The sequence below is a fragment of the Arthrobacter sp. YN genome, from assembly GCF_002224285.1.
Classification (GTDB): Bacteria; Actinomycetota; Actinomycetes; order Actinomycetales; family Micrococcaceae; genus Arthrobacter.
Genome location: NZ_CP022436.1, coordinates 266,978 through 291,369, shown reverse-complemented (window position 1 = coordinate 291,369; position 24,392 = coordinate 266,978). Strand labels below are relative to the sequence as shown.

Here is a 24,392-nt window from a genome sequence, read left to right as displayed (position 1 = left end):
AAGGAGCGGAGATGGACGATTCAGTTGACGTCGCGATCATTGGCTCGGGCATTAATTCCCTGGTCGCGGCAGCTGAGCTCGCCATGGACGGGAAGCGCGTCTGCATCATCGAGCGATCGGACCGGCTGGGAGGTTTCATCCATTCCTCCGAGCGGACCCTGCCGGGATTCATCCACGACTCCTTCTCTTCCTGGCACCCGTTGTTCGTGTCAGGTGGTGCGTACGCGGCTTTAGGCAAGGAACTGCACGCCAGGGGGCTGGAGTACTGCAACACCACCGGCCCGGTGACCGCTGGCGTCGCCGCGGATCCGGGCACGGGAGCCCACCGCGTTGTCATTGCACAGCAGGATCCGGGCGAGACGGCTGCCGCGTTCAAGATCCCCGGTGACCAGTCCGCCTACCTGGCCATGTTGAATGACCTTGAGCGGAATGCCGGCACGGTCTTTGGGGCGTTCGGGGCGGAGCTTCGATCGTTCAGGGAGGTTGCGAAAATCGCCTTCGGAGCCGTCCGGCGCGGACGTTTCTCCAGGACCGAAACCTTCGTCCGGGACGCGGTGATGAGCGGCCGGAACTACACCCGCAGCCGCTTTGACGGGTGGGAAGCGGACCAACTGTGGGCTCCGTGGCTCCTGCACGCAGGGCTCGGCCCGGACCAGGCAACAGGTGGGGTGATGTTGCCGGTGATGGCCATGAGCATGCACGGCTTCGGGCTCCCGATTGTGAAAGGCGGGGCATCGAGGTTCGTGGAAGCATTTGAATCATTGCTGCGCGACAACGGGGTTCAGATCATGCTGGGCGCGGAGGCCGAGGAGATCCTGGTGGGCTCCGACGGTTCCGGCAAAGGTAGCGCTGTCACGGGCGTCCGGACCTCGCGGGGCGTAGTCACCGCTGGTACGGTGCTAGCCAACGTTTCGCCCCAAGCCCTCTACACCCAGCTCCTTCGCCAGCCACCTGCCGGGACCGCCGCGGCGGCCGAACGCTACCAGAATGGCCGCGGCGCCCTGCAGATCCATCTCGCCCTGGACAAGCCCGTGGAGTGGCTCGATCCGCGACTCAACGCGGTCCCGCTGGTGCACCTCAGCAACGGCTCGGCCAGCACGGGAATCGCCTGCGCCCAAGCCGAGGCCGGTCTGCTGCCCAGCGAACCCACGGTGGTGGTGGGGCAGCAATGCGTCCTGGATCCGTCCCGCGCTCCAGAGGGCAAAGCCACGCTGTGGCTGCAACTGCAGGAAGTTCCGTTCTCTCCCGTGGGCGATGCGGCCGGCGAACTGACAGTGGAGGAAGGCTGGACCGAGGAACTGAAACACGGCTACCTGGAACGGGTCCTCGCCCGGCTGGAGCAGTTCGCACCGGGAACCCGGGCTACGGTCATCGCTTCAGACATCATCGCTCCCACGGACCTAACGGCCGCTAATCCCAATGCCGTCAACGGCGACCCCTATGGAGGCTCCGCTGAGCTCTTCCAAAACCTGCTCTGGCGGCCTTTCCCCGCGGCGGCAGGCCACCAAACCGCCGTCGAAGGTCTCTGGCATATCGGCGCGTCAACCCACCCTGGTCCCGGCCTTTCCGGCGGATCGGGACATTTGGTGGCCCAAAAACTGACCGCACCACCTTCACGATTTTCACGTCTTCAAGCAGCACTTAAACCAAGCAAGCGATAGGAGAACAATGTCTGTTCTGGCCGGGCTCACTGCAGCCCTTTCGAGTGGTGCAGTGGAAATCATCGACCTCACCACGCCCCTCAGCTCCGAAACCCCCATCCTGAACCTCCCGCAGCCCTTTGCGAACACGGTGGGACTGTCCGTCTCGCCGGTGAGCAATTTCGACGCCGCAGGACCGGCTTGGGCGTGGAACGATGTCACCGTGGGTGAGCACGCCGGGACGCACCTGGACGCGCCCGTCCACTGGATCACCGGCAAGGATGGCAAATCCGTGGACCAGATCGAACCCCACCGCCTGGTGGGGCCCATCGCGGTGATCGACAAGACCGCAGAGGTCTCCGCGGACCCTGACTTCCTGCTGGAACCTGAGCACTTTGAGCAGTGGCAGGAACAGCACGGCGCTTTGCCGCAGAACTGCTGGATCATCTTCCGGACCGGTTGGGCGGCCCGCGGCGCTGACGCTGCGGCTTTCGTCAACGCGGACGACGACGGACCCCACACTCCCGGTGTCTCTGCGGCAGGTGCCAAGTGGCTTGCCGGTAACGCTTCGATCAGCGGTTTCGGTGTTGAAACCGTGGGGATCGACGCCGGGCAGGCCGGAGCGCTGGATCCGATGTTCCCCGTGCACTCGTTCCTCCTCGGCGCGGACAAGTACGGCGTCACCTCGCTGCGGAACGTGGACCGGCTTCCCATCACGGGTGCCACACTGGTGGTTGCTCCCCTGCCGATCGTGGGCGGCACCGGCAGTCCGAGCCGGGTGTACGCGCTGATGGAAAAAGACGCGGGGGTAACAGCATGAGCGAGCAGGTCCGGGTTTCCACCCTGGTGGGCAGGACGCTGGCGAAGCTCGGCGTCGGGCATGTTTTCGGAGTGGTGGGCAGCGGCAACTTCGATGTCACCGGCACCCTCATGGCCGAAGGCATCCCCTTCACTGCCACCCGGCATGAAGGCGGTGCTGCGACCATGGCCGACGCCTACTCGCGGATGTCCGGCAAGGTGGGAGTGGTCACCACGCACCAAGGCTGCGGGCTGAGCAACGCCATCACCGGAATCGGTGAGGCCGCGAAGAGTCGCACGCCCATGATCGTGCTGACCGCCGACACCCAGGCTGCAGCGATCCGGTCCAACTTCAAGATCGACCAGGACGCGTTGGCCCGGAGCGTCGGCGCCGTGGCTGAACGCATCCACTCCCCCGCCACAGCTGTGGCGGACACTGTCAGGGCTTTCCGGACCGCGGTCAATGAGCGCCGCACAGTGGTCCTGAGCCTGCCGCTGGACGTCCAAAGTGCCAGCGCCGCGGACGAGGTGAGTACCGTCGTCGTGCCTGAGCCGTTGAAGGTTCGCCCGGACGCTGCCGGAGTGGAGCAGTTGGTGGCGCTGATTTCCGCCGCGGAACGGCCCGTGTTTGTCGCCGGACGCGGCGGACGGGGCGCCCGGGACGAGATCCTGGAATTGGCGCGGCATGCCGGTGCGCTGGTGGCGACGTCGGCAGTGGCGAGCGGGCTGTTCAACGGCGACTCGCACAACCTGGGTATCTCGGGTGGTTTTTCTTCGCCCACCACGGCGGAACTCATCAGCGGCGCGGACCTGATCGTGGGGTGGGGCTGCGCGCTGAACATGTGGACCATGCGGCACGGGCGGCTCATCTCCACCGGCACCAACGTGGTGCAGATCGACGTCGAGGATTCCGCGCTCGGCGCCAACCGGCCCATCACCCTGGGGCTGCTGGGTGATTCAGCGCTGACTGCTGTGGATGCCCTGACGGCGTTGCGGACCGTGCAGTCCGAGCCCGCCGAAAAGTACCGCACCGAAACCAATGCGCTGGCCATCAAGCAGGGCTCGCGGTGGCGGGACGTTTCCACAGCGGACCTGTCTACGGCAACGTCCATCGATCCCCGCGTCCTCACCCGGGAACTCGATTCCATGCTCCCCACAGAGCGGATCGTGGCCGTGGATTCCGGCAACTTCATGGGCTACCCCAGCCAGTACCTCGCTGTCCCGGACGAGTTCGGGTTCTGCTTCACACAGGCATTTCAGGCGATCGGGCTGGGACTTTACACAGCCATTGGCGCCGCGCTTGCCCAGCCTCACCGGCTGCCGGTGCTGGGCGCGGGCGACGGTGGATTCCTCATGGGCATCAGCGAGTTGGAGACCGCCGCGAGGCTGAAACTGCCGCTCGTGTGCATCGTGTACAACGACGCCGCGTACGGGGCCGAGGTCCACCACTTCGCGTCGGAGCACTCGGAGGCCGAGCTTTCCAGCGTCGTGTTCCCGGAAACGGACATCGCCGCCATAGCCCGCGGATTCGGCGCCGAAGGTGTGACCGTACGGACCATCGCCGACCTGGACGCCGTGCGCCCGTGGATCGCGGCCTATGAAGCCGGGACACAAGACCGGCCCTTGGTGATCGACGCGAAGATCGCGTCCGACGGCGGCTCGTGGTGGCTGGCGGAGGCGTTCCAGGGCCACTAAGCGCCGGGGCGCCCAACTGGGTAACAGCAAACGTCGCTATGAGCGGTCATAGCGACGTTTGCTGTTACTTACTTGGGTGGTTACGCGTCGACGTCCGTGTTGACGATGTACACGTCGCACGGCGCACCGTGGGCAACGCTGTTGGCGATGCTGCCCAGGACGCGGCCAAGGCCCTTCATGCGCTTGTTGCCGACCACGATCAGCGAGGCGTTGTTGGTTTCGGCGTAGTTGATGAGGGCATTGGCCGGAGTACCGCGGGCAGCGAAGTACTTGATGTTGCCGGCAGGAACGTCCAGCTCTTCGGAGACCTTGCGGGCAACGTATTCCGCCGAGTCTGCGGAGGAGACGGTGATGCGGTCGCTGCCGCTGCCGAATTCTTCGATGCGGTCATCGGAGAAGCCGCTGATCACGTGCAGTTCGGCGCCGAGTGCGGTGGCGAACTTCGCCGCTGCCACTGCTGCGCGTTTGGCCGTCTCGCTGCTGTCAACGCCGACGACAATAACTTCTGACATGAGTACTCCTGGTTGTGGGGATTCACTGGGTGCTGCTGCAAGAAAATCTACACTCCATCACCATCCGCAGGGATGACCCTTTTGCGCCGGGAGTGTTTACGGCCGGTATCACTGGGTAGGGGTACATCTGTCGGAATGATCACCCGAGCGAAAGGCAGGACCATGAGCGACGCATCATTTTCCCCGCAGACAGCCATTGTCACGGGATCGGATTCAGGCATCGGACGGGCCACGGCGGTGGCCCTGGCCAAGGCCGGCATGGACGTAGGCATCACCTGGCACACGGACCAGCAGGGCGCCGAGGAAACCGCGGAGGAAGTCCGTGGCCTCGGCCGTAAAGCCGTAGTCCATCAACTCGACACCACGGACGTCCAAGGGACGGTAGACGCAATCGACAAGCTCGCCGAGGACCTCGGTGGCGTGGACGTCTTCGTCAACAACTCCGGAACCGGTGACGGCACCAAGTTCCTTGACCTCGACTACCAAACCTGGATGTCCACCTTGGACACCAACCTCAACGGTGCGTTCGTGGCCATGCAAACAGCGGCGAAACGCATGGTGAAGGCCGGCCGCGGCGGGCGCATCATCGCCGTCACCAGCGTGCACGAATTCCAGCCGCGGGTAGGGGCCTCCGCCTACGACGCTTCCAAACATGGATTGGGCGGCCTCATCAAAACCATGGCCCTGGAACTCGCGGAGTACGGGATCACCGCCAACAACGTGGCACCGGGCGAGATTGCGACGCCCATGACCGGCCAGAAAGACGAGGATCCCACGCAGAAGGAAAGGCCCGGAGTTCCGCTGGGACGCCCCGGTGATGCACGCGAAATCGCCGCCGTCATCGCCTTCCTCGCGTCCCCGGCGTCGAGCTACGTCAATGGAGCGTCCTGGCCCGTGGACGGCGGAATGCTGCAGATGGGACCGCAGGCCGGTTCGCACATCACCAGCAATGATTGGCGCGAAAGCTAGGCCGGCGCAGGCTCTGGCCGCACGGAGATCCGTGGGCTAGTCTGCTTGGACGGCCTGCCTGGCGGGCCTGATTTTCCAGAGATTCGTAAGACGTTGATGAGGAGCACCATGGCTGGCCACACATATAGCGTTTCCGAAATTGTAGGAACTTCCACCGAAGGCGTTGACGACGCGATCAAGAACGGCATCGCAACAGCCTCGCAGACCCTGCGGAACCTGGACTGGTTTGAGGTCAAGGAAATCCGCGGCCACCTCGAGGACGGCGCAGTGGCCGACTGGCAGGTCACCATCAAGCTTGGTTTCCGCCTGGAGCGCTGACCCCCCTACCCACCCGCGAGTTGTCAGTTGACGCCCATGTTTTCCACAAACATGGGCGTTAACTGCCTTCCCGGCGGGCGGGTTCGGGTGCTGGGACTTCAGCTTGGGTGCCCATGTCGCCAAAGTTCAAGAGCGTCAAAGCGTCCGACGACGGCGAACCCGCCTTGGCCGAATAGACCCGCAGGAGCTGGTCGGGGTCGTCCGGGAGACTCAGGGTTTCAAAGTTCAGTTCCAGGTCGCCTACCACGGGGTGGTGCAGCCGGACCGTTCCCGCGGAGCGCGTAGCAACCCGGTGCCCGGCCCACCACTGACGGAAATGCTCGCTGTGGACAGCAAGTTCGCCCACCAGCTGGTTGGTTTGGGGATCGTTGGGGTGTCGGCCCACGTCCATGCGCAGCGCCCCGACAGCTTCGGCGGCCACGGTCTTCCAATCCCTGAACAGCGCTCCGGCCGCTGGATCCAGGATGATCCAGCGCGTCAGGTTCCGCTCGGCTGCAGGCAAAGCCGCGAAATCGGTGAACAACAGGTGCGCCAGCCGATTTCCGGCCAGGACATCCGCGCGGCGGCCCAGCACCAGTGCGGGAACATCTCCGACGGCGTCCAGCAGCTGCCGCAGGGCCGGCCGCACCTTTTGTATGGGGCCGGGGTTTCCTGCAGAGCTGGCACAGTGTTCCAGCAGGTCCATCATGTGTGCCTGCTCGCCCGTGTCCAGGCGCAGTGCGCGGGCCACGGAATCGAGGACAGCCTTGGAGGGGTGGATATTCCGGCCTTGTTCCAGGCGCGTGTAGTAGTCAGTGCTCACACCGGAAAGGCGTGCCACCTCTTCGCGGCGGAGCCCGGGCACCCGGCGGGCACCGCCGGACTCCTGCGCCCCGGCGTCGTCGGGTGAGAGGCGGGCACGCATGACTTTGAGGAATTTACCGAACTCGGCGCTTTGACCCATCCCTCCATTCTGCCGTTCGGGGTGTGTGAAAGACCACCATTCCGGGTAGGACTCCCAGACCTAGGAAAAACAGGATCAGGCTGGGTTGCTGACTCTGTGGCCAAAAATGCATAGGCTCGGTACAGGGCCTCCGAAAACGCTTTCTCGGAAGAGGACTTTCTGGAACCCGGGAAGCCGGAGCGTCACCGCCATAACCATCCCGTCGAAGGAGACCGTCATGCCAGAGCTGACATTGAACAACGGAGTCACCATTCCCCAGCTCGGATTCGGTGTCTTCCAAGTACCTGCCGAGGAAACCCAGCGGGTAGTGGAAGATGCCTTTGAAGCCGGCTACCGCCACATCGACACCGCTGCCGCATACCGCAATGAGTCAGGGGTAGGCGCTGCCATCGCAGCCTCGGGGATTCCCCGCGAGGAACTCTTCATCACCACCAAGCTCCGCAACGGTGAGCAAGGCGAAGCGTACGACGCATTCCAGCGCAGCCGGGATGCCTTGGGCCTGGAGGTCATTGACCTGTACCTGATCCACTGGCCGGTCCCATCCCAGGGCCTCTTCACCCAGGCGTGGAAAGAAATGGAAAAGCTCTACCAGGACAAGCAGATCCGGGCCATCGGCATATCCAACTTCCTCTCCGACCACGTGGACACGCTGCTCAAAGAGTCAGAAGTGGTTCCGGCCGTCAACCAGATCGAAGTCCACCCCACGTTCCAGCAGGGCGGACTGGCCACGAAATGCCGCGACCTGGGCATTGCCGTGGAAGCTTACAGCCCCTTGGGGCAGGGCAAGGACCTGAACGCCGAGCAAGTGGCGTTGGTGGCGGCAGCCCACGGCACTACTCCTGCACAGGTAATCCTGGCCTGGCATCTGGCGCAGGGAACCATCGTCATCCCCAAATCAGCGGACTCCACCAGAATGCGCGAGAACTTTGGAGCAGCCGACCTCTCCCTCACCGAATCCGAGCTGGCAGCCATCACGGCACTGGAGGCGGGCGCGCGCATCGGCTCCGATCCCGCCGTCGCAGCTTTCACCCAGCTCTAAGCCCTGACTGTACAAAGCAAAGGACCTCAACAACCATGCAGTACACCCACCTTGGCCGCTCCGGCCTGAAAGTCTCCCGCCTCTGCCTGGGCACCATGAACTTCGGCCCCCAGACGGACGAAGCAACGGCCCACTCGATCATGGACTCCGCGCTGGATTCCGGCATCAACTTCTTCGACACCGCCAACGTATATGGCGGAGCCGGGCACCGCGGCTGGACCGAGGAAATCATCGGCCGCTGGTTCGCGAAGGGCGGCGAGCGCCGCGAACGGACCGTTCTGGCCACCAAGCTGTACGGCACCATGACGGACCGGCCCAACGAGTCCAAGTTGTCGGCACTGAACATCCGGCGCGCGCTGGACGCGAGCTTGAAGCGCCTGCAGACGGACTACATCGATATCTACCAGTTCCATCACATTGACCGCGATACCCCTTGGGACGAGATCTGGCAGGCGATTGACGTCGCCGTCCAGCAGGGCAAGATCCTCTACTCGGGCAGCAGCAACTTTGCGGGCTGGCACATTGCCCAGGCGCAGGAAGCTGCCCGGAGGCGGAACTACACCGGCTTGGTCAGCGAGCAGTCCATCTACAACCTCTTCCGGCGCGAACTGGAGCTTGAGGTCATTCCGGCGGCCCAACAGTATGGTCTGGGCCTGATTCCGTGGTCGCCGCTGCAGGGCGGGCTGCTGGGAGGCGTTCTCAAGAAGGAGGAGCAGGGAGTTCGCCGCGCTGAGGGCCGGGCGTTGGAAACTCTCAAGGAGCACGAGGAGCAGATCCGCCAGTACGAGGATTTCGCGGACGAACTGGGCCATGCCCCCGGCGATGTAGCGCTGGCTTGGCTGCTTCACCAACCGGCCGTCACGGCACCGATCGTCGGCCCCCGCACGCAGGAACAACTGGATGCAGCCATCCGGGCGCTGGACGTCTCGCTGAACGAGGACGCCCTCAAGCGGCTGGACGACATCTTCCCGGGCCATCGCCCCGCCCCCGAAGACTACGCCTGGTGAGTACCCTCCCCCACGACCCCCTCGGGACGGCGGCTGACACCGTTTCGCCGCGGAACATCCTGTTCATCGGCGGAACCGGCGTCATCAGTGCGGCGGCGGCTGAACGCGCCGTCGCACTGGGCCACCGGCTGACCATCCTCAACAGGGGACGGTCAGCCGGGCGGCCGGTCCCCGACGGCGCGGAGGTCCTCCACGCGGACATCCGCGACCCTCTCGCCGTGCGTGAGGTACTTCAAGGAAGAGAGTTCGACGCCGTTGCGGACTTCATCTCCTTCACCCCGGACCAGGCGCTGGCCGGGATGGAATTGTTCCGTGGGCGGACGGGTCAGTACGTGTTCATCAGTTCCGCCTCGGCGTACCAAAAGCCGCCAACAACACTGCCTATCCGGGAATCGACCCCGCTGAAGAACCCGTTCTGGCAGTACTCCCGGGACAAGATCGCCTGCGAGGAACTGCTGTTCGAGGCCTACCGCGATCAGGACTTTCCGGTGACGGTGGTGCGGCCATCCCATACCTATGACCGCACCAAGATCGCCATGGTGGGCGGGTGGACCGACATTCACCGCATGCGCGCGGGGATGCCCATCCTGGTTCATGGAGATGGAACCTCACTCTGGACGTTGACCCACAGCAGGGATTTCGCCAAGGCCTTCGTCGGGCTGCTGGGCAGGCCGCAGGCCATTGGCGAGAGCTACACCATTACCTCGGACGAGTTCCTGCCGTGGAACCAGGTATATCGCCTGTTCGCGAGGGCAGCCGGGGTTGCGGAGCCCGAACTCTTCCACGTTTCCTCAGAGACCATCGCCGCCCACAGCCCGGAACTGGGCCCCAATCTGCTGGGCGATCGCTCACACTCCGTGGTGTTCGACAATTCCAAGATCAAGGCGCTGGTTCCTGATTACCGGGCCACCATCCCGTTCGCGGACGGCGCCCGCGAGATCGTGGAGTGGCACGATGCCCATCCGGAGCTGCAGGTAGTGAAGGCAGATTTCATGGAGTTGAGTGATCGGCTCCATGACTGGTCACGAAGATCACTGTTGCCAAGCAGCCAGCGGCCAGCGTAGAAACAGAGAAACCCAGAGGAGACCCAGCCCATGGCACTTGCCCCACTCATCGAACTGAACGACGGTTTCAAGATCCCGCAATTGGGACTCGGCACGTGGCCATTGAACGATGCCGAGGCGGCCGACGCCGTGGTGGAGGCGGTGTCGCATGGCTACCGGCACGTGGACACGGCAAAAAAGTACGGGAATGAGACGGGCGTGGGCAACGGCATCCGCGCGTGTGGAGTGAGCCGTGAGGAACTGTTCATCACCACCAAGCTGGATGGCGAATTCCAGGGCTCCGGCAAGGCCATCGACGGGCTTGAGGGATCGTTGGAGCGCCTCGGCCTGGAGTACGTTGACCTGCTCCTGATCCACTGGCCGCTCCCCCGTCGTGGCGAATTCGTCTCCACGTGGAAGACCTTCGAGGAACTGCAGGCCTCGGGCAAAGTGCGCTCCATCGGCGTCTCCAACTTCAAACCAGCGCACCTTGACCAACTGTTCCGGGAAACGGAGGTGGTGCCGGCGGTGAACCAGATCCAAGTCAGCCCTTCCATCCCCCGCCCGGCAGCCCGGGCCTACAACGAACGGCATGGCATCATCACAGAGTCCTACAGCCCGTTGGGTGCCAGCAGCGATCTGCTCAACGCCCCGGTACTGACCGGCATCGGCGGGAAGTACGGGAAGACTCCGGGCCAGGTAGTGCTGCGTTGGCATGTCCAACAGGGGCTGGTTGCCATTCCCAAGACCGCCAATCCGGAACGGATGCAGGAGAACCTGGACGTGTTCGATTTCGAGCTGGACCAGGAGGACCTTTCCAAACTGCAAACCCTCGACGCCGGACCTGACGCAGGCGTCGACTCGGACGTACAGGGGCACTGACCATGGGTAACGAAAAGACGCTGATCTGGGTGGGTTCCTACACGGCGGACCGGAACGGCAACGGCAAGGGCATCGCCGCGCTTTCGGCAGACGACCACGGGCAACTGGCGTCCGCCGGTTTAGCGGTGGCGGCCAACTCGCCGTCGTTCCTTGCGCTTCACCCCACGCTTCCGCTGGTTTACGCAGTCGCCGAGGAAGGTAAAACGGTCCGGGCCTATCTCCGGACCGGCGAGGCAGAACTGGAGGCCTTCGGTGAGCCCTGGCCGGCCGGAGACGCCACCTGCCACGTTGCGGTGGATCCCCACGGCCGTTTCATTGTGGCCACCTGTTGGGGCGATGGCCAGGTCATCCTCTACGAACTGGACCACGACGGCGCCATCACCTCGCGCACCAGCGCGGCAGCCGCCGTCGATCCCCACTTCACGGCACCCGCTGAGGGCGAACGTCCCAGTCGCGCGCATTCGAGCCTGATGCTCCCCGACGGCCGGGTGATGACCACCGACCTTGGGCATGACCTGGTCCGCGTGTGGACGTACGCTCCCGGCGAAGGCCTGCAGCCCGATCATGAGGTGGTGCTGCCCAAGGGCTCGGGCCCCCGGCATATGGCACGGCATCACAGCGGATCGGTGTTCGTGGACACCGAGTATTCGGTGGAGGTGGCCATTGTCAGGATGGAACCGGACGGCTCGTATGAGCTCACCGCAGTTGTTCCGGCCAGCATCAACAAGCCGTTCGACGGCGACTCCGGAGCGGAGATCGCGTTGTCACCGGATGGCCGCTTCGCCTATATGGGCGTGCGCGGATCCAACCGCATCTGCGTGCTGAAGGTGACCCACGACGGCACTGGACTTGAGCCCCTCGCGGACGTTCCGTGTGGCGGCGACTGGCCCCGCCATCATCTGGTCCGCGAAGGCTGGCTGTACGTCGCCAACGAAGGGTCGGACGACGTCGTGAGTTTCAGGCTGGACCCGGCCACGGGCTTGCCGGACGGCCCCGTGGGCCGCGTGGAGACTGGCTCACCCAGCATGCTGATGTGAGTACCGCCGAGGTGGCATTTAATACGTATGATCCGCTCAGACATTGGTATTAAATGACACCTCGGCGAGTCTTTTTAGACGGACCAGACCTGGACGTCGTCCGTGCCGCAGAGCAGCTTGCGGCCCGTTGGTTCGAGGACCACCCAGAGCAGTTCCTGGTGCTTGGAGACGTCGTCAACGCGGCCGGTACCGGCGCCCCAGGCGACGTCGTAAATCCACACAGGATCACCGGAGTTGAGTTCGGACCACTCTGCGGCAGGAACGTGCCGATAGTCGGCGGGCCGGTTCATGATGGAGCTGGTCACGATGACACTTCGGCAGCAGTGCGGCGCCGCCAGACAGTTGCCACGCCGTTGTGGGCAGGAAGCACGTGGCCCTCGGGGAACACCTGGACGGCGTCCGGATCGGAGTCCGGGCTCCACAGGCCCGACGCCGGGCAGTGGGAACCGGTAGGCATGGTGCGGGTGGCTCGTTCGCGCAGGAGGGCGATGCTCTTCATCGTTGAAACTCATCCTTGGGAGTAGATCGGGGCACTGCGTGGTGTGAAGCAGATCTCTTCAACCCTATGCAAGTCACAAGGGCTGCGTTATGGACAGATGCATAGCATTCCAGCGGACGCTGATGCAGGAGCACAGTGCCGACATCCTCGATTTCCAGCTAGGCCGGCTGCAAACGCTTCCATAAGTTGGCGCTCCACAGACCTCTTCACATCCCGTAACTCAACGAATCTCTGGATTAAGAGTACGCAAGCGCTTACAGTTGTGACTTGTCCCACAGCACTGTCGCTTAGCGGAAGGTTCCATCACTTGTCAGCTCGCAGCCATAGACCCACCCTCCCCCAACAACGCCGCCCCCTTGGCCGCCTCGCCGCCGTCGTCCTGACGACGGCGGCCCTTACTGCCACAGCGGTCCTCCCCGCGGGCGCCGCTCCGGCCACCAAGACACCGGATCCCGCAGCCCAGCACTCCATCAGGGCAGGAGTCAGCGACCAGAATTTCTACTTCGTCATGGCGGACCGCTTCAACAACGGGACCACCACCAACGACGCCGGCGGATTGGGTTCTGATCCTATGGTGTCCGGATTTGATCCCACCCGCAAAGGGTTCTTCAACGGTGGTGACCTGAAGGGTTTGCAGGACCGCCTGGACTACATCCAAGGCCTTGGAACCAACGCCCTCTGGCTCACGCCGAGCTTCAAGAACAAAGCAGTCCAGGGTGACGGGACCGTCGCGAACAGTTCGGCTGGCTACCACGGGTACTGGGTCACAGACTTCACGCAGATCGACCCCCACTTAGGCACCAATGCCGAGCTGAAGACCCTCATCGATGCCGCCCACGCGCGGGGCATGAAGGTGTACTTCGACATCATCACCAACCACACGGCGGATGTCATCCAGTACCAGGAGACCCAGTCCGCGCCCTACATTTCCAAGGAAACCGAGCCCTACCGGACCGCTGCGGGCGACGTCTTCGACGACCGCGATTACGCCGGAACGCAAGACTTCCCGGCTTTGGACCCGGCGACGTCGTTCCCGTACACGCCCGTGGTCCCCGCCGCCGAGAAGGACGTCAAGGTTCCGTCGTGGCTGAACGACCCCACGCTCTATCACAACCGCGGCAACACCAACTTTGCCGGCGAGGACTCCCTGTACGGCGACTTCTTCGGCCTGGATGACCTTTTCACCGAAAACCCCACAGTGGTCAACGGGATGATGGACGTCTACAAAACCTGGATCCGCGACTTTGGCATCGACGGTTTCCGCATTGACACCATGAAACACGTCAACGATGAGTTCTGGCAGCAGTTCGGACCCCAGGTTCTCAGCTACGCCAAGGAACAGGGCAAGGACGAGTTCTTCATGTTCGGGGAGGTCTTCGACACCTCAAAGAGCATCACCTCCACGTTCACCACCAGGAACAAGATGCAGGCTGTGCTGGACTTCGGCTTCCAGGGCGCGGCCCGCAGCTTCGCGTCCCAAGGCAGCAAGGCCACCGGGCTGGCCGACTTCTTCAACGGGGACGATTGGTACACGGACGCCGACTCCAACGTCTACCAACTGCCCACCTTCCTGGGAAATCACGACATGGGCCGGATCGGCACGTTCATCGCCGAGGACAACGCAGGAGCGTCCGACACCGAACTGCTGGAACGCGACGAGCTGGCCCATGAACTGATGTACTTCTCGCGCGGCAACCCGGTGGTCTACTACGGAGACGAGCAAGGCTTCACGGGCGCCGGCGGCGACCAGGATTCGCGCCAGACCCTGTTCGCGAGCAAGGTCCAGGAGTATCTGGATGACGACCTCCTGGGAACCAACTCCACCCACGCCACGGACAACTTTGACACCGGCCACCCGCTGTACCGGAAGATCAGCGAACTCGCCGCGCTCACCGCTGAGCACCCCACCCTCCGCACTGGGGCCCAGCAAAACCGTTATGCCGCCGACGATGCCGGGATCTACGCCTTCTCCCGTATCGATGCCAAGGACCAGCGCGAATACATCGTGGCGGTGAACAACAGCGAGACGGCCCAAACAGCCGCAATTCCCGCGTACGAGGCGAAGCAACCGTTCAACCTGGTCTACGGTGACGCCGCGGCTCATGCGAAAACCGATGCACAGGCAAAGCTCAGCGTCACCGTCCCGCCGCTTTCCGCCGTGGTGTACGAAGCAGCGGGGCGACTGGCGAAGTCCAAGGCGGCTCCCGCCGTCGTGCTTAAGAAGCCAGTTACCGCGGCCGGCGACGCGTCCCGTGCGAAGGTGACGGCCGACGTCGACGGCAGCTCGTTCTATGAGGTCACCTTCCAGTCGCGTACGGCCGGCGGCGAATGGCAAGCAATCGGCACGGACGACAACGCGCCGTACCAGGTATTCCATGACGTGTCCTCGCTTGAGGCGGGAACGTCCCTGGAGTACCGCGCCGTGGTGCTGGACAACCGGGGGCAGACATCGGCCAGTGAGCCGCGCAGCGGTGTGGTGGGTGAACCGACCCAGCCCGAGTCCGTTACCGTGGCCGGCAGCCTCAACACCGAACTGGGCTGCGCCGAGGACTGGCAGCCGTCCTGTGAACAGGCACTGATGACCTATGAGCCGACGCATCGGCTGTGGCAACTCAACGTCCCCAACCTCCCGGCCGGAACCTATGAATTCAAGGCCGCGCTCAATGGCACCTGGGATGAAAATTACGGTGCCGGCGGCGAGCTGGACGGCGCCAACGTGGTGTTCCAGCATTCAGGCGGGGCGGTCACTTTTCTGTACGACCACGCCACCAACGTGATCAGCGCAGCGGTTGCCGGCCAACAGCCCGCCGCCGTGTCGGTGCCGGGAAGCCTGAATACCGAGCTCGGCTGTGCCGGCGATTGGATGCCGGATTGCGCCCAGGCCCAGCTGTCCCTGGACACCGTTGATGGACTTTGGAAGCTCTCCGTGCCCAACCTCGCCGCCGGGAGCTACGAGTTCAAGGCCGCCATCAACGGCTCCTGGGCTGAGAACTACGGCCTCGGCGGAGCCCCGAACGGCAGCAACATCGCGGTGAAGCACGACGGCGGACCGGTCACCTTCCGGTACGACCCCGCCAGCCATCTGGTCACCACCCGCTAGCCCAACCAGGTAACAGCAAACGTCGCTCTGGACTGTCAGAGCGACGTTTGCTGTTACTCAGATGGGGTTATTTGTAGCTCAGGCTCAGGAGCATGGACTTGAGCTGGGCGTACTGTGTGGTGCCCATCCAGGCCTTGGCAGCTTCAGGGGTTGCGAAGGTGGGGTACTTGGTGGCATCGAACATCACGTAGGCGCTCATGATGCCGTTGGGAACACGGACTTGGTTGGTCCCTGAAGAGCTGATTCCGGGCACGAGCTGCGAGGAGACCCTCACATCCATGATGTACGTCGGAGGATCTTCGACGGGTCCTGCTTGGGGCGAGGGCATCCCCTCGTAGGGAATGGACTGCGACTGGTTCGAAGAGAAACCGAACTCCACCAGCTCACCCGAATTGTCCCGAACACCGGGAACCACTGCCCTGTCGAGGATGGTTCGGTCCACCGTTCCAGCTGTACCGTCGCCGTATTTTCCGTTGAATATCAGGGCAACCTCAGTGCCTGCGGTGTCCAGAACCCTGGCGATGGTGGACGCAGCTTTGTCCGCCTCCGTCGTGTATGGCCCCGGCTCCGTCTTCACACTCCAGCCCACGGGGTAGGTGAAGGAGAGGTGTCCGTCGGGGAAGGTGTAAGTCGGCACTACAGTGTGTGGCAGCGTCGTTGTTGAAACCGGTGTTGGAGCCGGGATCGGAACCGCGGGAGCAACGGGCGGGGTGGTTACCGGTGCAGCCACCGTGGGCGTCGCCGAGGGCGTGGCCGTGGGTGTTGGCGTGACGGAAACGCTGGGCGTGGGTGTCGCTTCTGTTGTAGTGACCGTGACAGCAGGTGCCGGCGCGGTGTTCACCGAGCCAAGGTTGGCGGCTACCAGCACTCCCGCAGTGACGGCCGCAGCTGCGAGCAACAGCCCGCCCGCGATTTGCGCCTTACGTCGCCTGCGCTGGTCAAGGGACGCCACTGCCGCCACCGGGTGGCTGTCGCTGAACACCGTGGAGCCGGAAAGGATCCTGTGCAGCGCTTCTTCTCCGTTGGGCTCGGCAACTGGATCGACGGCGAGCGGGTCAATCGCTGAAATCTGGTTCTTGATCGGATCCATGTCTTCAGACCCCCATCTTGTGTGTGGTGGTTTCGGCCCCTGCAGGCATCTGTTTCCGGAACGCCGTTCGGGCCCGGTGGAGGCGGACTTTGGCCGCCGATTCACTGCACTGCAGCACCCCTGCTATTTCTGCGCTGCTCAAGCCGTCCCAGTAGGCCAGCTGCAGGATGTCCCGGTCCTGTTCACGCAACCGCGTCATAGCGTCCTGTACCGCGACGTTTTCGGACTCATCGCCAAACCGCTCCACCGCCGTCGTCCGCAGCTTTTCCTGCAGTGCCAGCCGCCGGTCGCGGCTCCTGTACGCGTTCCCCACCAGATTCCGCGCGACCGTCAATAGGTACGGGAGTTCCGGGCGTGAGTCGTCGGTCCACTTCTGCCAGACGACGCGGAACACGTCTGCTGCGATCTCCTCCGCTGCCTCGACGGATTCAACACGTCGGCAGACGAATCTGAAGACGGATGGGTAGCTGTCTTTGTGAATGGCGATGAACGCCAATTCGCGCTCGGAAAGCACGATTTTTCCCCCTGATATAGAGCCCTGAACTGCAGGATACTTGTATAGTTTCCGGCCGGGCCGCCACGGTTACAGGCGCTGGCAAGTTTCTTCAGTCACCCGCGATAGATTCGACTCACAGAGCCCCAAACGAGAGCGTGGAACAACCATGGTGGAAACAGGACCCTCCGCAGACTGGGCCCGCAGGCAGGTGGACGTTGGGCGCGTGCCGGTTGCTGTGCTGGGTATCGCGTCCAGCCACGGCATCGAGGACGTTGTGGCGTTCGGGACCGACGGCGGCAGGCAGGCCACGGCCGACGACCACTTTGCGCTTTTCTCCGTTTCCAAACCCATCAGCGCCTTGACCGTGATGCGGCAGGTGGAGCAGGGGAAATTGTCTCTGGGCAACCCGCTGAGTGCAGCCCTGCCGGACTTCGGTGCCCGTCGCACGGATACGGTGACCTTGGAGCAGCTGCTCAGCCACCGTTCCGGTATTGCGGACCCGGCGCTCGACGGCGGCACTCCCCTCCGCGAGGCCCTCACCTCAGCGGAGCAAGCCTTCTACGCGGGCTCGTTGGTCCAGTATTGCAATATCGCATTCGAGGGTGCCGCGGCCATGGCCGAGTGGGCCGACGGGCGCCCCTTCGAGGAGCAACTGCTTGCCCTGGCAGCGGACACCGGCGCTGGATCACTCACGTTTAGCTCCGACTGCAACCCTCATGCGGTCCACGGCACCGACGCTGCTGGGCTGAACGTGGACGGTATGTACCAGCACCGGCATCCCGGCGCGGGCCTTTTCGGGACGGCCACTGACCTGCTCAATCTGGGAACAGAATTGCTGCGGGATTCGGGGAAAGCAGTACGGCCCGCAACCCTTGCTGCCATGCGCCGGCCCCGCACCACGGAGGTTTCCCACATCACCACCCGGCCCGCTCCCCTGCGGCACACGGGCCTGGGTTTCCAGCTGCCCGCCAATGAGTCGGAGCTCCTGGCGAAAGGGATCTACGGCCACCCCGGCTGGTCCGGGACCGAGTGGTGGATGTTCCCGGAGCAGGACCGCTGCGTCGTGTTCCTGACGAACGTGCTGGACGCCCCGGACCTGGGCGTGGATACGAACGAGTTGTTCAACGCGGTGGCAGCTTCCTAGCGACCGCTGCGAGCTACCCGGCCACGCCAGGCTGATACGGCCCACGCCACCACAAACAGGCCCACCAGGATGAGGCCGGCGTCGCCAAGATCAATGCCGCCGAGCCACGAGGTCAGAGGGTCCTCGAGCTCAAACGCGGAATTCACGAACCCACCCAGCGTGATCACCGCGATGAACAGCGCCGAGACTGCCGAGATGCCGGTGATGACGGCGTTGAAGCCGAGCTTGCGCCGCGGGTTGTGAATAGCTGATGTGTACATCTTCATCATGGCCACGCCGTTGACTGAATCGCACAGGGTCATCGCGGCAGTGAACGCGAGCGGGAGGGCCATCAAGGCTAGCGGTGAAACACCGGCGAGTGACGCCGTCGTGGTGATGACCAGCAGCCCGATGGTGGTGGCGGTGTCGAACCCGAGCCCGAACAGGAAACCGATGACGTAGATGTTCCGTGGCCGCTCCACTTTGGACAGTGGCTTGGCGAGCAGGCGGGCCACGAAACCCCTCGCTTCGAGGTCCTCGTGGCGCACTTCTCCGCCGGCCTGCACCCTTCGGTAAACCTGTGTGGCGCGGACGAACGCGGAGCCGTTGAACAGCCCCATCGCCAACAGGAACAGCCCGGAGACACCGCTGCCGATCAAGCCCAGCACCTTGTTCCCTGTGGTGCCGTCCTCCATGAACTGCCCAATCAACGTGGCACCCGCCACCACCAAGAGCCCCGCCAGGATCACCACGGAACTGTGGCCCAGGCTGAACGCAAACCCCACGCTCACCGGATCCTTGTGCTGCGCCACGAATTTGCGCGTGGAGTTGTCGATCGCGGCGATGTGGTCCCAGTCGTAGCTGTGCTTGATGCCGGCCACATATGCGGTGACCACCAGTCCCAGCGCCAGCGGCTGCGCATCTCCTGCCGTACCCGCAAGCAACAGCACGACGGCGGCAACGTGCAACGCGGCGACGGCACCAAACGTGAACAGCAGCCTGGTCCGCAGGGACAACGTCTCCCGCTCCCGGTACATGGTGGCGAACTCGGTCAGCGCAGTCATTAGTACTTCCTCAGGTTCAAGGGTCCCTGCCCGTACCAACGTTCCCGCAGGACGCCGGAGCAAACACCCAGCAATGTGTTGAGTTCCTCAGTGCTGTTGGACAACGATCGCAGCACAAGCCCGGTAGTCCCGGCAATAGTCGCCGTCAAGGAAACTCCCGTGTACGCCTCAAAATCACGGGATATGCGGTCCAGGTCATCAGCAAGCCCCTGATCAACCCGCGGGTCCACCACCACCAACGACCCCAGATGGCTGAAGCCCTCCATGAACCCCATCCCGGTCACGTCGTTGACGGGTGGGCGAATCAGCAGGTTATCGAGGGCCAACAATGTCGCGCCTCTTTGGTCCTCAATCCAGATCTCATTCCGCAGCCGGACCTCTTCGTACTTGAAGGACGCGCCGTCCGGCGACCACCCCGGCGTAATGACTTCGGCCATGACAAGGCTCGACGTCGGGTGGAGACTGAGGTGCGAATTCTGCCGATAGCTCGCCTCCCGGTACGCAATCAACTGATCGGGCATCAGCTCCAACCGCGAGCCCTCCCCCAGCCGGACACTCATCCGTTGCTCAGCAAACGACCCCGGAGTCCGATAAATCTTCGTGGCAGACTGCGTGGTCAGCAACAGCTCAGCCCCCGCATCAACCTCCACTTCAACAACAAACAGGTCGGCCCCCAGGTACGCCCCGCCAGGATTGACCATCACATAACAAACCTGCCCGGACCCATCGAGATAATGCGGCCTAAGCACCCTCAAAGCGCCCTCATGAAACTGCCGCGAAGCAACGGACCGCCCACCCCGCACACTGATGCCCAACTCCAACCGCCCCCGCACAGCCCGCTCCCCAATTGCCAACGTGGAGCTAGGCTCTTCATTTTCCCGAGCGGCCGAACCGCCGACAGGTACCTGCACCGGCGTCTTCATAGGCATTGGCCGTCTGGTGACTCGACCGCTGCGGCGGCGGAGCCGGATTTTTGGGCCGCGGCGTGGCGGGCATCGTGGGGGGCCCACTGCCGCGAGGGACCCGACTCGAGCTTGCGAGAGTTGGGAGCGGCTGGGGACGGGCACGGCCCAAAATCCGGCGTAGCCGCCGCAGCCCCGCCGATCACGACGCCAGATCAAGCATCAGGACATCGCGCCGAATCCAGTTGAGGACGGCGTCCAACCCGTCGTCCGTCTTGAGGTTCGTGAAGCAGAACGGCTTGTTGCCTCGGAATTCCTTGGAATCCCTCTCCATGACGGCCAGGTCCGCCCCCACATGGGGCGCCAGATCGGTTTTGTTGATGATGAAGAGGTCTGACTTGATCATGCCTTGCCCGGCTTTGCGGGGGATTTTTTCGCCTTGGGCGACGTCGATGATGTAGACGGAGAAGTCCACGAGTTCGGGGCTGAAGGTAGCGGAGAGGTTGTCGCCGCCGGATTCGACGAAGATGACTTGGAGGTCGGGGTGCCTGGCTTTGAGTTCTTCGATGGCTGCGGTGTTCATGGAGGTGTCTTCGCGGATGGCGGTGTGGGGGCAGCCGCCGGTTTCGACGCCGATGATGCGGTCTTCGGGGAGGATGCCGTTGGCGGCGAGGATTTTGGCGTCTTCGATGGTGTAAATGTCGTTGGTAATGGCGGCCATGGAAATGTCGCCGCTCATGTGCCGGGTGATGCGTTCCACGAGCTGGGTTTTGCCTGCTCCGACGGGTCCGCCGACGCCGATTTTGATGGGTTCTGTCATGTCTTCTGTCCTTTGCACTAGCTAGCTCATGAACATGCGGGCGCGTTGCCTTTCGTGCCGCATTTGTGAAATTTCAAGTCCGGGGCTGACGGCCCCAAAGTCGTCCCAGCACAGCTGTGCTACATCCTGGACGGCGGCAGCAACGGCCTCGTGCGCCCGGCGAAGTACCCGCTGCCCGGCGTTCTGCCCGAGCGGGATGGCCCGCACGGCGTTCTGCGTCAGGGAAGTCACCGTGGCAAACAGATACGCAGAGAGCGCCGCCTCAAAGGGAACTCCCCATGACCGGGCGATGACCCCAAAAGCCAAGGGCTGATGCCCCCCGGCCCCACCCCCACGAACCAACTCCCGATACGCTTCCAACTCCCCCGACGGGAACACCTCCCCACCAATCTCCAGCAGCCGTCCCCCCATCTTGAGCGAAGCCTCCCTCACCTCCCGAGCCAACAACTGCGCGGAAAGAACAGAATCCAACAAACCAACATCCACCCCCTCATAAAGGAAGCGCATAGCCAACCCATCCGAATAAGTCAGTTGCTGCCCCACAAAAGCACCCAACCACTCCCCAAAAGTGACCTCATCACAAACCGACTCACGATGTATGTAGCTCTCAAACCCCAAAGAATGAGCAAACGCCCCCGTAGGCAAAGCCGAGTCGGTCAACTGTTGAAGAGCAAGCTGATACGAGGTCATGAGCCGCCCCGAGAGGCGAGCCGAAAAGCCGGAGCCGTGCCGGGATTTTGGGCCGCGGCGTGGAGGGCATCGCGAAGCGGGCACGGCCCAAATCCCGGCACGGCGCCCCAGCCACGTGCATCTACGTGCGGCACCATGACCGCGGTATTAGTGCGAATGCTCAGCATGGCGGAAGGGCACCGGCATGACCCGCTCTTGCCTGTCGTAGGGGACGCCGACGCTCTTCAGATAATCTTCGACCGTGTGGTCATACTGACAAACCATGACCTCGGCCCCGTACTCAGACGCAGCATCGAAGAATTGCGCCTGCAAATGCCGGTTGCCAAGGGAATGCGCCACCACCCCCATTTCGTGGATGCTTCGCGGCCCGATCACCAGGACGTCGGTGGGCAGCACGGAGATGACGATGAGGTTGGCGTCGCTGATGGCGAGGATGTCGCCGTCGCGGAGGTCGCCGGTTCCGGTGGGGAGGCGGATGCCGAGTTCTTTGCCGTGGTCGGTGGTGACGCGTTGGATGCGTTTGACCAGCAGTGCGCTGGGGAGGACTACTTTTTCTTTGTGATGCCCGGCGAAGGCGTTGGGCTGTTCGTGGAGGTTGCCCAGGATTTTTTCGATGATCATGTGGTTTCCTAAACGGCTTAGAAGAGGAAGTAGCGCTGTGCCATGGGCAGCACGTCGGAGGGCTGGGAGGTGACTTCGACGCCGTCGACGCTCACTTTGTAGGTTTCGGGGTCGACGGCGATGTCCGGGGTTTCGCCGTTGTATTTGAGGTCCGCTTTGGTGAGGTTCCGGATGCCGGTGACGGGTTTGATGATGCGTTCGAGGCCGAGTTCGGCGGGGACTCCGGCGTCGATCGCTGCTTTGGACAGGAAGGTGATGGACGTCTGCTGCAATGCCTTGCCATACGTGGCGAACATGGGCCGCATGGTGCGGGGCTGGGGTGTGGGGATGGAGGCGTTGGCGTCGCCCATGAGTGCGTAGGCGATCTGGCCCCCTTTGATGACAAGCTCGGGTTTCACGCCAAAGAAGGCGGGGTCCCAGAGGACGAGATCCGCGAATTTGCCTTCTTCCACGGAGCCGATCACATCCGCCATTCCCTGCGCGATGGCCGCGTTGATGGTGTATTTGGCGACGTAGCGTTTGAGCCGGAAGTTGTCCGATTCGGCAGATCCGTGGGCAGCGCCGGTCGGGTCCTTCAGCACACCGCGTTGGCGTTTCATGGCGTCGGCTACCTGCCAGGTCCGGGTCACTACTTCGCCAACACGACCCATGGCCTGGGAGTCGGAAGAGGTGATCGCGAAGATGCCGAGATCGTGCAGGACATCCTCAGCGGCGATGGTTTCGGCCCGGATGCGGGAGTCTGCAAAGGCCACGTCTTCCGGGATGTCCGGGTTGAGGTGGTGGCAGACCATGAGCATGTCCAGGTGCTCTTCGATGGTGTTTCGCGTGTACGGCAGCGTGGGGTTGGTGGAGGCCGGGAGCACGTTGGGCAGACCGGCGATCTTGAGGATGTCCGGGGCGTGCCCACCGCCGGCTCCTTCGGTGTGGAAGGTGTGGATCACGCGGCCGTCGATTGCCCGGATGGTGTCTTCCACGAAGCCGCACTCGTTGAGGGTGTCGGTGTGGATGGCCACTTGGACGTCGTATTCGTCGGCAACGCGCAGGGACATGTCGATGGACGAGGTGGTGGAGCCCCAGTCCTCGTGCACTTTGAGCCCGACGGCGCCGGCTCGGATCTGCTCGGCGAGGGGCTCGACGGCGGATGCGTGGCCCTTCCCGAACAGGCCGATGTTAACGGGGAGTCCCTCGGCGGCTTGGAGCATCCTGGAGATGTGCCAGGCGCCTGGCGTGATGGTGGTGGCTTTGGTTCCTTCGGCCGGGCCGGTGCCGCCGCCCACCATGGTGGTGATGCCATTGCAGAGCGCTGCCGGAACCTGTTCGGGGGAAATGAAGTGGATGTGGGTGTCGATGCCACCGGCGGTGAGGATCTTCCGCTCGCCGGCGATGATCTCCGTGCTGGCGCCGATCACGATGTCCACGCCGTCGGCGATCTGGGGGTTGCCGGCCTTGCCGATCTTGAAAATGTGCCCGTCTTTCAGGGCAACATCGGCTTTGTAGATGCCGCTGTAGTCGAGCACGATCACATTGGTGATGACGGTGTCCGGGATGTCCTCCGAGCGGGTCAGTTGTCCGTTCTGGCCCATGCCGTCGCGGATGACTTTGCCCCCGCCGAACACCACTTCTTCGCCATAGACCGTGCAGTCCTTCTCGATCTCGAGGAACAGTTCGGTGTCGGCCAAGCGGATGGCGTCGCCCGTCGTCGGGCCGTACAGCTCGGAGTATTGCTTGCGGGAAACCTCGAAGCTCACTTGGCGTCTCCTTCTGAAGCAGACCCACTGAGGCGCGTGCCGCCGTCGAGCTTTCCATTGACAGCGTTACTGAGCCCGAAGACCTCGCGCGTCCCCGCAATTTCGATCAACTGCACGGTCTTCCGGTCGCCGGGCTCGAACCGCGCGGCGGTGCCGGCCGGGATGTCCAAGCGGCGGCCGTAGGCGGTGTCGCGGTCGAAGTCCAGGGCGCGGTTCGCCTCGGCAAAGTGGTAATGCGAACCTATCTGGACGGGGCGGTCGCCGCGGTTCACTACCTCGACGGCGACCGCCTCACGGCCGCTGTTGCACGCGACGGAACCGGGCTGGAGCCTGTATTCACCGGGGATCATGGGGCT

General features: G+C 63.5%; 25 protein-coding genes. 12 read left to right on the top strand and 13 right to left on the bottom strand.

Annotated features, from left to right (window positions below):
• Positions 1 to 11: 11 nt before the first annotated feature.
• From CGK93_RS01420 to CGK93_RS01410, 3 genes are read left to right on the top strand one after another with little or no spacing between them, the layout of a single operon-like run.
• Positions 12 to 1,661: a phytoene desaturase family protein gene (locus CGK93_RS01420; protein ID WP_089593278.1), complete on the top strand. Its 1,650-nt coding sequence runs from the start codon at positions 12 to 14 to the stop codon at positions 1,659 to 1,661.
• A gap of 7 nt (positions 1,662 to 1,668) precedes the next feature.
• Positions 1,669 to 2,460, top strand: a complete 792-nt coding sequence (locus tag CGK93_RS01415; protein ID WP_089593277.1) for a cyclase family protein — start codon at positions 1,669 to 1,671, stop codon at positions 2,458 to 2,460.
• The gene (locus CGK93_RS01410) at positions 2,457 to 4,133 is read left to right on the top strand and encodes a thiamine pyrophosphate-binding protein (RefSeq protein WP_089593276.1); all 1,677 of its coding nucleotides are present in this window, start codon (positions 2,457 to 2,459) and stop codon (positions 4,131 to 4,133) included. The genes CGK93_RS01415 and CGK93_RS01410 overlap by 4 nt, the downstream gene beginning before the upstream one ends.
• 80 nt (positions 4,134 to 4,213) lie before the next feature.
• Here the strand turns inward: CGK93_RS01410 and CGK93_RS01405 are convergent, their stop codons facing one another.
• The gene (locus tag CGK93_RS01405) at positions 4,214 to 4,645 is read right to left on the bottom strand and encodes a universal stress protein (protein WP_089593275.1); all 432 of its coding nucleotides are present in this window, start codon (positions 4,643 to 4,645) and stop codon (positions 4,214 to 4,216) included.
• Positions 4,646 to 4,807: 162 nt separating this feature from the next.
• Between CGK93_RS01405 and CGK93_RS01400 the strand changes: the two genes are divergently transcribed.
• Positions 4,808 to 5,614, top strand: coding sequence for an SDR family oxidoreductase (locus CGK93_RS01400; RefSeq protein ID WP_089593274.1), 807 nt, complete (start codon positions 4,808 to 4,810; stop codon positions 5,612 to 5,614).
• A gap of 108 nt (positions 5,615 to 5,722) precedes the next feature.
• On the top strand, positions 5,723 to 5,932 hold the full coding sequence (locus CGK93_RS01395) for a dodecin (RefSeq protein ID WP_011773002.1): 210 nt from the start codon (positions 5,723 to 5,725) through the stop codon (positions 5,930 to 5,932).
• Between the two features lie 58 nt (positions 5,933 to 5,990).
• Here CGK93_RS01395 and CGK93_RS01390 read toward each other — a convergent pair whose 3' ends face one another.
• Positions 5,991 to 6,875 carry a helix-turn-helix domain-containing protein gene (locus CGK93_RS01390; RefSeq protein WP_089593273.1) on the bottom strand — a complete coding sequence of 295 codons (885 nt, stop codon included), beginning with the start codon at positions 6,873 to 6,875 and terminating at the stop codon, positions 5,991 to 5,993.
• A 217-nt stretch (positions 6,876 to 7,092) separates the two neighbouring features.
• Between CGK93_RS01390 and CGK93_RS01385 the strand changes: the two genes are divergently transcribed.
• From CGK93_RS01385 to CGK93_RS01365, 5 genes are read left to right on the top strand one after another with little or no spacing between them, the layout of a single operon-like run.
• Positions 7,093 to 7,914 (top strand): aldo/keto reductase, encoded by an 822-nt coding sequence (locus tag CGK93_RS01385; protein WP_089593272.1) that lies wholly within the window; start codon positions 7,093 to 7,095, stop codon positions 7,912 to 7,914.
• 35 nt (positions 7,915 to 7,949) lie between these two features.
• Positions 7,950 to 8,921, top strand: a complete 972-nt coding sequence (locus tag CGK93_RS01380; protein ID WP_089593271.1) for an aldo/keto reductase — start codon at positions 7,950 to 7,952, stop codon at positions 8,919 to 8,921.
• Positions 8,918 to 9,985, top strand: coding sequence for an NAD-dependent epimerase/dehydratase family protein (locus CGK93_RS01375; RefSeq protein WP_089593270.1), 1,068 nt, complete (start codon positions 8,918 to 8,920; stop codon positions 9,983 to 9,985). The genes CGK93_RS01380 and CGK93_RS01375 overlap by 4 nt, the downstream gene beginning before the upstream one ends.
• A gap of 30 nt (positions 9,986 to 10,015) precedes the next feature.
• Positions 10,016 to 10,846: an aldo/keto reductase gene (locus CGK93_RS01370; protein ID WP_089593269.1), complete on the top strand. Its 831-nt coding sequence runs from the start codon at positions 10,016 to 10,018 to the stop codon at positions 10,844 to 10,846.
• A 2-nt stretch (positions 10,847 to 10,848) separates the two neighbouring features.
• Positions 10,849 to 11,883 (top strand): lactonase family protein, encoded by a 1,035-nt coding sequence (locus CGK93_RS01365; RefSeq protein ID WP_198318318.1) that lies wholly within the window; start codon positions 10,849 to 10,851, stop codon positions 11,881 to 11,883.
• A gap of 74 nt (positions 11,884 to 11,957) precedes the next feature.
• On the opposite strand, the gene CGK93_RS01360 is transcribed toward CGK93_RS01365, so the two are convergent.
• Positions 11,958 to 12,188 carry a hypothetical protein gene (locus CGK93_RS01360; RefSeq protein ID WP_089593268.1) on the bottom strand — a complete coding sequence of 77 codons (231 nt, stop codon included), beginning with the start codon at positions 12,186 to 12,188 and terminating at the stop codon, positions 11,958 to 11,960.
• Positions 12,185 to 12,382 carry a hypothetical protein gene (locus CGK93_RS01355; protein WP_089593267.1) on the bottom strand — a complete coding sequence of 66 codons (198 nt, stop codon included), beginning with the start codon at positions 12,380 to 12,382 and terminating at the stop codon, positions 12,185 to 12,187. Before CGK93_RS01355 ends, CGK93_RS01360 begins: the two co-directional genes overlap by 4 nt.
• A gap of 307 nt (positions 12,383 to 12,689) precedes the next feature.
• Between CGK93_RS01355 and CGK93_RS01350 the strand changes: the two genes are divergently transcribed.
• The gene (locus CGK93_RS01350) at positions 12,690 to 15,482 is read left to right on the top strand and encodes an alpha-amylase family glycosyl hydrolase (protein WP_089593266.1); all 2,793 of its coding nucleotides are present in this window, start codon (positions 12,690 to 12,692) and stop codon (positions 15,480 to 15,482) included.
• Positions 15,483 to 15,549: 67 nt separating this feature from the next.
• On the opposite strand, the gene CGK93_RS01345 is transcribed toward CGK93_RS01350, so the two are convergent.
• Both CGK93_RS01345 and CGK93_RS01340 read right to left on the bottom strand, forming a co-directional pair.
• Complete coding sequence (locus tag CGK93_RS01345) at positions 15,550 to 16,572, bottom strand: hypothetical protein (protein WP_089593265.1); 1,023 nt, start codon at positions 16,570 to 16,572, stop codon at positions 15,550 to 15,552.
• Between the two features lie 4 nt (positions 16,573 to 16,576).
• Positions 16,577 to 17,086, bottom strand: a complete 510-nt coding sequence (locus tag CGK93_RS01340) for an RNA polymerase sigma factor (protein ID WP_089593264.1) — start codon at positions 17,084 to 17,086, stop codon at positions 16,577 to 16,579.
• Between the two features lie 148 nt (positions 17,087 to 17,234).
• Here CGK93_RS01340 and CGK93_RS01335 point away from each other — a divergent pair, with 148 nt between their 5' ends.
• A complete protein-coding gene (locus CGK93_RS01335; protein ID WP_089593263.1) occupies positions 17,235 to 18,212 on the top strand; it encodes a serine hydrolase domain-containing protein in 978 nt (325 codons plus the stop codon).
• Here CGK93_RS01335 and CGK93_RS01330 read toward each other — a convergent pair.
• The 7 genes from CGK93_RS01330 to CGK93_RS01300 form a co-directional block, all read right to left on the bottom strand.
• On the bottom strand, positions 18,209 to 19,255 hold the full coding sequence (locus CGK93_RS01330) for a HoxN/HupN/NixA family nickel/cobalt transporter (protein WP_089593262.1): 1,047 nt from the start codon (positions 19,253 to 19,255) through the stop codon (positions 18,209 to 18,211). The two genes, CGK93_RS01335 and CGK93_RS01330, sit on opposite strands and share 4 nt — an antisense overlap.
• The gene (locus tag CGK93_RS01325; protein WP_089597092.1) at positions 19,255 to 20,178 is read right to left on the bottom strand and encodes an urease accessory protein UreD; all 924 of its coding nucleotides are present in this window, start codon (positions 20,176 to 20,178) and stop codon (positions 19,255 to 19,257) included. The genes CGK93_RS01330 and CGK93_RS01325 overlap by 1 nt, the downstream gene beginning before the upstream one ends.
• A 181-nt stretch (positions 20,179 to 20,359) precedes the next feature.
• Complete coding sequence (gene ureG / locus CGK93_RS01320; protein WP_089593261.1) at positions 20,360 to 20,977, bottom strand: urease accessory protein UreG; 618 nt, start codon at positions 20,975 to 20,977, stop codon at positions 20,360 to 20,362.
• 21 nt (positions 20,978 to 20,998) lie between these two features.
• Positions 20,999 to 21,667 (bottom strand): urease accessory protein UreF, encoded by a 669-nt coding sequence (locus CGK93_RS01315; protein WP_089593260.1) that lies wholly within the window; start codon positions 21,665 to 21,667, stop codon positions 20,999 to 21,001.
• Positions 21,668 to 21,814: 147 nt separating this feature from the next.
• Positions 21,815 to 22,288 carry an urease accessory protein UreE gene (gene ureE, locus CGK93_RS01310; protein ID WP_089593259.1) on the bottom strand — a complete coding sequence of 158 codons (474 nt, stop codon included), beginning with the start codon at positions 22,286 to 22,288 and terminating at the stop codon, positions 21,815 to 21,817.
• 17 nt (positions 22,289 to 22,305) lie between these two features.
• Entirely contained in the window at positions 22,306 to 24,036 is a 1,731-nt protein-coding gene (gene ureC / locus CGK93_RS01305; RefSeq protein ID WP_089593258.1) for an urease subunit alpha, read from the bottom strand.
• Positions 24,033 to 24,386, bottom strand: a complete 354-nt coding sequence (locus CGK93_RS01300; protein WP_089593257.1) for an urease subunit beta — start codon at positions 24,384 to 24,386, stop codon at positions 24,033 to 24,035. The genes ureC and CGK93_RS01300 overlap by 4 nt, the downstream gene beginning before the upstream one ends.
• Positions 24,387 to 24,392: the final 6 nt, after the last annotated feature.

Bases quoted from the DNA above. Each gene is read 5' to 3' on its own strand.
- CGK93_RS01345 (WP_089593265.1), bottom strand. From the start codon at position 16,572: ATGGATCCGATCAAGAACCAGATTTCAGCGATTGACCCGCTCGCCGTC.
- CGK93_RS01335 (WP_089593263.1), top strand. From the start codon at position 17,235: ATGGTGGAAACAGGACCCTCCGCAGACTGGGCCCGCAGGCAGGTGGAC.
- CGK93_RS01355 (WP_089593267.1), bottom strand. From the start codon at position 12,382: ATGAAGAGCATCGCCCTCCTGCGCGAACGAGCCACCCGCACCATGCCT.
- CGK93_RS01385 (WP_089593272.1), top strand. From the start codon at position 7,093: ATGCCAGAGCTGACATTGAACAACGGAGTCACCATTCCCCAGCTCGGA.
- CGK93_RS01415 (WP_089593277.1), top strand. From the start codon at position 1,669: ATGTCTGTTCTGGCCGGGCTCACTGCAGCCCTTTCGAGTGGTGCAGTG.
- CGK93_RS01410 (WP_089593276.1), top strand. From the start codon at position 2,457: ATGAGCGAGCAGGTCCGGGTTTCCACCCTGGTGGGCAGGACGCTGGCG.
- CGK93_RS01380 (WP_089593271.1), top strand. From the start codon at position 7,950: ATGCAGTACACCCACCTTGGCCGCTCCGGCCTGAAAGTCTCCCGCCTC.
- CGK93_RS01325 (WP_089597092.1), bottom strand. From the start codon at position 20,178: ATGAAGACGCCGGTGCAGGTACCTGTCGGCGGTTCGGCCGCTCGGGAA.
- CGK93_RS01420 (WP_089593278.1), top strand. From the start codon at position 12: ATGGACGATTCAGTTGACGTCGCGATCATTGGCTCGGGCATTAATTCC.
- CGK93_RS01370 (WP_089593269.1), top strand. From the start codon at position 10,016: ATGGCACTTGCCCCACTCATCGAACTGAACGACGGTTTCAAGATCCCG.
- ureE (WP_089593259.1), bottom strand. From the start codon at position 22,288: ATGATCATCGAAAAAATCCTGGGCAACCTCCACGAACAGCCCAACGCC.
- CGK93_RS01400 (WP_089593274.1), top strand. From the start codon at position 4,808: ATGAGCGACGCATCATTTTCCCCGCAGACAGCCATTGTCACGGGATCG.
- CGK93_RS01330 (WP_089593262.1), bottom strand. From the start codon at position 19,255: ATGACTGCGCTGACCGAGTTCGCCACCATGTACCGGGAGCGGGAGACG.
- CGK93_RS01390 (WP_089593273.1), bottom strand. From the start codon at position 6,875: ATGGGTCAAAGCGCCGAGTTCGGTAAATTCCTCAAAGTCATGCGTGCC.
- CGK93_RS01315 (WP_089593260.1), bottom strand. From the start codon at position 21,667: ATGACCTCGTATCAGCTTGCTCTTCAACAGTTGACCGACTCGGCTTTG.
- ureG (WP_089593261.1), bottom strand. From the start codon at position 20,977: ATGACAGAACCCATCAAAATCGGCGTCGGCGGACCCGTCGGAGCAGGC.
- CGK93_RS01365 (WP_198318318.1), top strand. From the start codon at position 10,849: ATGGGTAACGAAAAGACGCTGATCTGGGTGGGTTCCTACACGGCGGAC.
- CGK93_RS01395 (WP_011773002.1), top strand. From the start codon at position 5,723: ATGGCTGGCCACACATATAGCGTTTCCGAAATTGTAGGAACTTCCACC.
- CGK93_RS01300 (WP_089593257.1), bottom strand. From the start codon at position 24,386: ATGATCCCCGGTGAATACAGGCTCCAGCCCGGTTCCGTCGCGTGCAAC.
- CGK93_RS01405 (WP_089593275.1), bottom strand. From the start codon at position 4,645: ATGTCAGAAGTTATTGTCGTCGGCGTTGACAGCAGCGAGACGGCCAAA.